1 pseudogene is annotated in these 221 nt (G+C 62.0%); it reads right to left on the bottom strand.

Features of this window, described 5'->3' with window-relative positions:
• Positions 1-194, bottom strand: a pseudogene (locus PXJ20_RS33175) (polysaccharide export protein); the annotation flags it as partial.
• Between the last annotated feature and the right edge of the window lie 27 nt (positions 195-221).

The following is a 221-nucleotide window of genomic DNA, read 5'->3' as shown; positions in this document are numbered from 1 at the left end:
CCCACGCTGACAGCGGGAAACACGACCGTGTAGAACAGGTTTGCGAGCTTCTGTATGTCGGCCACGGGCGCGTTCGACACGTAGAGCATGTCCTTGTCGCGCATCGGAAACTGCTGCGCGACGAACATGCTGGCCGGGTCTTTCATGTCGATGCGGTACACCACCGGCACACGGCCGTCGGCCGTGACCGGCAATGCTTCATCCTGCGTCTGGGGAACCGA

Origin of the sequence: Paraburkholderia sp. A1RI_3L (genome assembly GCF_048957895.1) — a bacterium.
Classification (GTDB): Bacteria; Pseudomonadota; Gammaproteobacteria; order Burkholderiales; family Burkholderiaceae; genus Paraburkholderia; species Paraburkholderia kururiensis.
This window is presented reverse-complemented; position numbering and strand designations above follow the sequence as displayed.